We start from the raw sequence: 5,320 nt of genomic DNA, 5'->3' as shown, positions 1-5,320 counted from the left end.
CGACGCCCACGCCGGCGAAAACCCGCCGGTTCAGCGGCATCCAGAAGCTGCCATTCACAGAAACGCGCGCGCCCGTATAGACGATGCCCGCGTTGGTCACGACCGTCACCGACCCGCGCAGCCGGTACGGCACCGTCCCCAGATGCTCGTACTCGTAGCCGACGAACCCTCCGCCTTCGACCGTGGTGTGAACTTCGTGGACCTGGGAGACGACCGGGTCATCGACATTACTGCGCCCAAGACGAAGCGATATGGCCGGTCCGTATTGCAGCCCGGTGATGCCGCCAAAATCGAATTGTGCGTACGGCCCATACAATTCGAACAAGCGCCCGCCATCGGTCACGTAGCGCACGCCCGGCACAACGCCGACAAATCGATCCTTGCCGCCCGCATAGTCGGTCGTGGAGCCGAGGCCGCCGCCGATCATGCTGGGAAGCATGCCTGGAAGATCGACGGCTGCGGCGTGGCTTGCATGCGCCACGATCAGTCCGCTAAGAAGAAAAGGAACCCGCAGGCCTGCGAGCATCGAGCGCTCGTTTCGCTTATTCATGGGCGATCCGTTGAATGAAGATCAAAGACCAGGAGAGCGCCACTTCCTGAAGCAAAGCGTGCATCGCCTTTACTTTCGTCAAGCGAGTATTTTCAATAAACGTGTTTGTGCCGTATTCGTTTCGCAACCGGAAAAACAGCGTGCGAACGGGATCGCTGACAAGTCAGTAGATCAGCAGGTCAACGTAATCCGGATAACCTGGTCGACCGATATCAGAAAGGTGAGGCGAACGCAATTGACGTCGAACACGCCGATGCGCTGCATGGAGGAAGTAGAAATTGATGTGGCCGTCAGGCGACCGCAGCACTTACGAAACAGTATAGGAAGGCTCCAGCCGGATCATTCCGGCCGTGCTGAAGGACGCGGAGAATAACGGAATGCTTCAGGCTCGATGCGAAAAAGCACCCTTGATTCTGTTCCAGAGTGCAGCGAACCGGTGCGCCGAAGGTTCTGCCTGGGACAACGCGGCGTCGGGATAAGAAAGCCGTTCTTGAGGATGCCGCACTTGCGAAACGAGCAGGCCGATGTACATGGCGATTCTCCCAGCATGTTTTTTAGCACATGGCAAACGAAAGGCGGCCATGTGAACCGTACATCACGCGCAGTAGGCACATCCCTGTGCGTTCTTTAAACCAAGCATTCCGAACTATCTGATGCTGATCGATTCATCCAAGCTGCGCGCGGTTCATCATCGATCGATCCGAAGGCGCCCTGTCTGACGCGGGAGGAAACACGCACCAGCAGCCATCGTCGTGACGAAAGAACAGCAGCGCGCGCAAGCCCCGCGGCAGCGCCGTTTCTACACATACATAACGCCGCCGCCCAACGCGCGTACGGCTGAATTCGGTGACGCGAACAGGTGTCGACAAACCTGGCGCAAGCCATTTTTCGACCTGGGTCCGCAGCGAATGCTCATGCGTGGATTTCATGTGCCGCTCCAACAAACGATTCCTGCCCAACTTCGTCCGCCTCGCTTGGCACGTCCGGCGTCTTCCGCCCGACACCTTCAAGCGAGCTTTGCATCATCGTGCTGCTGGCGGAAGAAGCTCTCAGTGCGCTACACCGCGCGAGATTCCTCAAATCCGCCAACTGAGCAACAAGCTGTCTAGCCGTTCTGCGTTTCATACGCCCTCCCGCAACGCACCACACACCTCAGAAAGCACTTTAACTCTATGCCTCCATTACCCGTCGCGGTGTGACTTAGGCAAAATCGCAACAATTTTTAACGAGGTAGGTTCGGGGAAGGTTCAAATCGAAGACGTGCGACAGACGCGTCCTTTGAATGTTTATCGGCAGGCAGGAACCGGGACTTGAGGGAGACAGCGAGTTCCACCGCTTCTTGCTCAACGCCAGGCGAAGCGGCGGTGTGAAAACTCGCAGAAATCCTGCTTGGCTACGGGTTATCCCACCCCTACATTCCTCCGCTGTCATGCCGTAAATGAGTCAGGCATGGCGATCGGCAGCGCCCGACGCCCCACATATTCGTACACACGGTTCAACACAGGCGACGGCGGTAGACATGAATAAGATGACGTTGAATCAAAAGCTCGGATCGATGATCGCCGTGCTTTGGCTCGGACTTGTGGCGATTGGATTCATAGGAGCGTGGCAAAGCCGTTCTGCCACACTCGATGACCGGCGCGACCAATTGAAAGCGCTGGTGGCGCAGGGCGCGAGCATGACGGCGCATTTCCAGAGCCTTGCCGCAAACAAGACGATCTCCGAAGACGAAGCGAAAAAGCGCGCGCTCGATGTCCTCGGTTCCATGCGATACGGTACCGACGGCTACATCTCGGTCAACGACTCGCGCCCCGTCATGATCATGCATCCGATCAAACCCGCGCTGAACGGCCAGAACCTGGCCAACTTCGCCGATCCCGACGGCAACAAACTGTTCGTCAATATCGTCACCGCGGGTAATTCGACGCCCGAAGGCGGTTTTATCAGTTACCTGTGGTCGAAGCCCGGCAGCGAAAAGCCGGTGCCGAAGATCAGCTTCGCCAATCACTTCGTGCCGTGGGACTGGTACATCGTGACCGGCATGTACACCGACGATATCCAGAGAGCCTTCTACGCGAGCGCATTGCGCTGGTTCGCGATCACGGCGGTGCTCGGCGTGCTGGCGTCGCTCGTCATGTTGCTGGTGTTGCGCAGTATCAAGCGTGAACTTGGTGGCGATCCGTCCATTGCGGTCAGCGCGGCGCAACGCATTGCCCGCGGCGACCTGACCACGCATGTACCGCTTGCCGCAGGCGATTCACACAGCCTGATGTACGCACTGAGCGAGATGCAAAGCGGTTTGGTCGAGACCGTATCGCGGGTTCGTGCCGGAACCGAGAATATCAACGTGGGGGCATCGGAGATTGCTGCAGGCAACACCGACCTGTCGCAGCGCACGGAGCAGCAAGCCGCCGCGCTCGTGCAGACGGCATCGAGCATGGACGAGATGACGGCAAACGTGAAGCAGAACGCCGATAGCGCCACGCAAGCGGCGAAACTCGCGGGCGAAGCCGCCGATGTCGCCCAGCGCGGCAGCGGCGTGGTCGAAGAAGTGATCCACACCATGACGCGCATCACCGAAAGCTCGAAGCAGATTGGCGACATCATCGGCGTGATCGACGGCATTGCGTTCCAGACGAACATCCTCGCATTGAACGCAGCCGTTGAAGCGGCTCGGGCAGGCGAGCAAGGACGTGGCTTCGCGGTCGTGGCGGCGGAAGTGCGCAGCCTCGCGCAGCGTTCGGCGACGGCTGCGAAAGAGATCAAGGCGCTGATCGGGACGTCGACGGATACGGTGAAAGAAGGGGCGTCGCTGGTATCGAACGCGGGCGCGACGATGGGCGAGATCGTGAGCTCGGTGCGTCGCGTGAACGAGATCCTCGATGAAATCAGCCACGCTTCCAACGAGCAAAGCGCGGGCATCGAACAGGTGAACCGTGCGGTGGGCGAGATGGATCAGGTCACGCAGCAAAATGCGGCGCTGGTTGAAGAGGCAGCGGCCGCGGCGCATTCACTGAAGGATCAGGTCGATGTGCTGCGCGAAGCGATCGGAAGTTTTTCGCTGCCGGCTTGAAGGTAGTCTGGACGCGAGCTTCTGGTGCTGGTCACGTCCAGAATCCCTCGTGCACGACGGCCGCTTCATCTTCAATAAGCGGCCCGACCACGCTCACCTTCCGCTGCCCTCGCGCGAACACCTCGCGGCATGGCAGCGAGAAGGTCGGGTTTTCCGGATGAGCGCCGGTAATCTCGAGCAAACGCCGCTCGGACATTGCATACACGACACGTCCAATATTGCACCAATAGATTGCGCCCGAACACATGCAGCACGGCTCGGCATTCGTATAGAGCGTGCACTTCAGCAACTGCTCCGGCGACAGCTCCTTCGCCGCCTGCGCGGCGGCGCGCAACTCGGCATGCTGCGTGGGGTCGCCTAGCGGTGGCATGGAATTGTTGCCCGCTTGCCCGACGATCCGGCCGTGTTCGTCGGCTATGAGCGCGGCGAACGGATGCCGTCCATCACGTCTCGACTTCTCCGATAACGCGATCACCTCGCGCAGCAGCGCCATGTCCCGTTCATTTGCATTTGTATTTGTATTTTCGTTCATGGTGTCCTTTTCCTTTAGCCGCGTACTGGATGATCGAGGAAAAAGCGCATCATGGCCGCGCTGGCGTCAGGGCCGGTTGCATCGGTGTACGAACCTCGTGCACTTCCACCTGCCCACGCGTGCGGCGCGCCATGGATGAGCCATAGTTCGGCATCCACGCCATCGGCGGATTTCACGCGTTCCACGGTGCTCTTGCGCTTGCCCGGCTCGGCGCTTGTGGCTTCATCGAACACCACGGCCTGGCCGCCGAACGCACGCAATAATTCCGCGGCATTCGATGGATGCACGGTGGTATCGGCGTCTCCGTGAAAGACGATCATCGGCCGTTTTGGCGATTCGATATCGCGGGCGCTCACAGACTTCCCGCCGCGCATGGCCGCGAGCGCCGACGGCAGATCGTGTGCGGAGCCCGCCGCAAGCCCGGAATGCACGCACGCCGCGGCGTAAAGATCGGGATATGCGTGGATCATGATCGCGGCCATTGCGCCGCCCGCCGACAAACCCGCCACATACACACGCGCCGGATCGACGGCGTACTTCGCCATCACCTCGCGCGTGATGCCCGCGATCAACGATGGCTCTCCGGAGTCGCGCCGCTGATCGGCCGGCTTGAACCAGTTCCAGCACTTCGATGCATTCGCCTGCTGCGGCTGCACGGGATACACGACGATGCACCCATCGCGCTCGGCCAATGCGTTCATCTGCGTGCCGGCGGCGAAATCATCGGCGTCTTGCGTGCAGCCGTGGAGCATCACGACGAGCGGCATTGGTTGGCCGTTGTACTTCGTCGGCACATACAACTTGTATGTCCGCAGTCCCGCCGCGTTCGCATGGGTATGCGTGCTGAACGTGCCGGACGTTTGTGCAGGCGGCGTGTCCGCTGTGAACGCTTGCTGCGCGTGCGGTGCATGCGCTCCCAGTGCGCGCTGCAGCGCCGCGGTCGCTTCCTTCGGGCCGCGTGTGCGCAGCAACTTCATTGCATCCTGCATGGAGTGCAGGAATCCGTCGTCGAGTTTCATTATTTTTCCAGTAGTAGCTGTTGGAGCGCTCAGCCGATCCGGCCGGCCAGCGCTGCTTTCACCGCCGGCGATGCGTGGAATGCGCCAAGCACGACTATCGATGCAATCGTTTCCAGCGCGAGTTCAGGCGTGACGTCGGCGGCGAT

At 60.2% G+C, this 5,320-nt stretch carries 6 protein-coding genes and 1 pseudogene; 2 read left to right on the top strand and 5 right to left on the bottom strand.

Features of this window, described 5'->3' with window-relative positions:
- On the bottom strand, positions 1–550 hold a 550-nt coding region (locus tag ACFFAR_RS23680; protein ID WP_375508575.1), incomplete at its 3' end, for a MipA/OmpV family protein.
- Between ACFFAR_RS23680 and ACFFAR_RS23675 the strand changes: the two genes are divergently transcribed.
- Complete coding sequence (locus ACFFAR_RS23675) at positions 549–923, top strand: hypothetical protein (protein ID WP_174364332.1); 375 nt, start codon at positions 549–551, stop codon at positions 921–923. The genes ACFFAR_RS23680 and ACFFAR_RS23675 overlap by 2 nt on opposite strands.
- Positions 924–1,215: 292 nt before the next feature.
- Here ACFFAR_RS23675 and ACFFAR_RS23670 read toward each other — a convergent pair whose 3' ends face one another.
- On the bottom strand, positions 1,216–1,479 hold the full coding sequence (locus ACFFAR_RS23670; RefSeq protein ID WP_062171520.1) for a hypothetical protein: 264 nt from the start codon (positions 1,477–1,479) through the stop codon (positions 1,216–1,218).
- Positions 1,480–2,078: 599 nt separating this feature from the next.
- Between ACFFAR_RS23670 and ACFFAR_RS23665 the strand changes: the two genes are divergently transcribed.
- A complete protein-coding gene (locus ACFFAR_RS23665; RefSeq protein ID WP_174364335.1) occupies positions 2,079–3,623 on the top strand; it encodes a methyl-accepting chemotaxis protein in 1,545 nt (514 codons plus the stop codon).
- Between the two features lie 31 nt (positions 3,624–3,654).
- On the opposite strand, the gene ACFFAR_RS23660 is transcribed toward ACFFAR_RS23665, so the two are convergent.
- From ACFFAR_RS23660 to ACFFAR_RS23650, 3 genes and pseudogenes are all read right to left on the bottom strand, one after another.
- A complete protein-coding gene (locus tag ACFFAR_RS23660) occupies positions 3,655–4,155 on the bottom strand; it encodes a nucleoside deaminase (RefSeq protein ID WP_375508574.1) in 501 nt (166 codons plus the stop codon).
- A gap of 14 nt (positions 4,156–4,169) precedes the next feature.
- Positions 4,170–5,174 (bottom strand): PHB depolymerase family esterase, encoded by a 1,005-nt coding sequence (locus ACFFAR_RS23655; protein ID WP_174364333.1) that lies wholly within the window; start codon positions 5,172–5,174, stop codon positions 4,170–4,172.
- Positions 5,175–5,203: 29 nt separating this feature from the next.
- A pseudogene (locus ACFFAR_RS23650) lies at positions 5,204–5,320 on the bottom strand (CopG family transcriptional regulator); the annotation flags it as partial.

The organism is uncultured Caballeronia sp., from assembly GCF_964243625.1.
Classification (GTDB): Bacteria; Pseudomonadota; Gammaproteobacteria; order Burkholderiales; family Burkholderiaceae; genus Caballeronia.
This window is presented reverse-complemented; position numbering and strand designations above follow the sequence as displayed.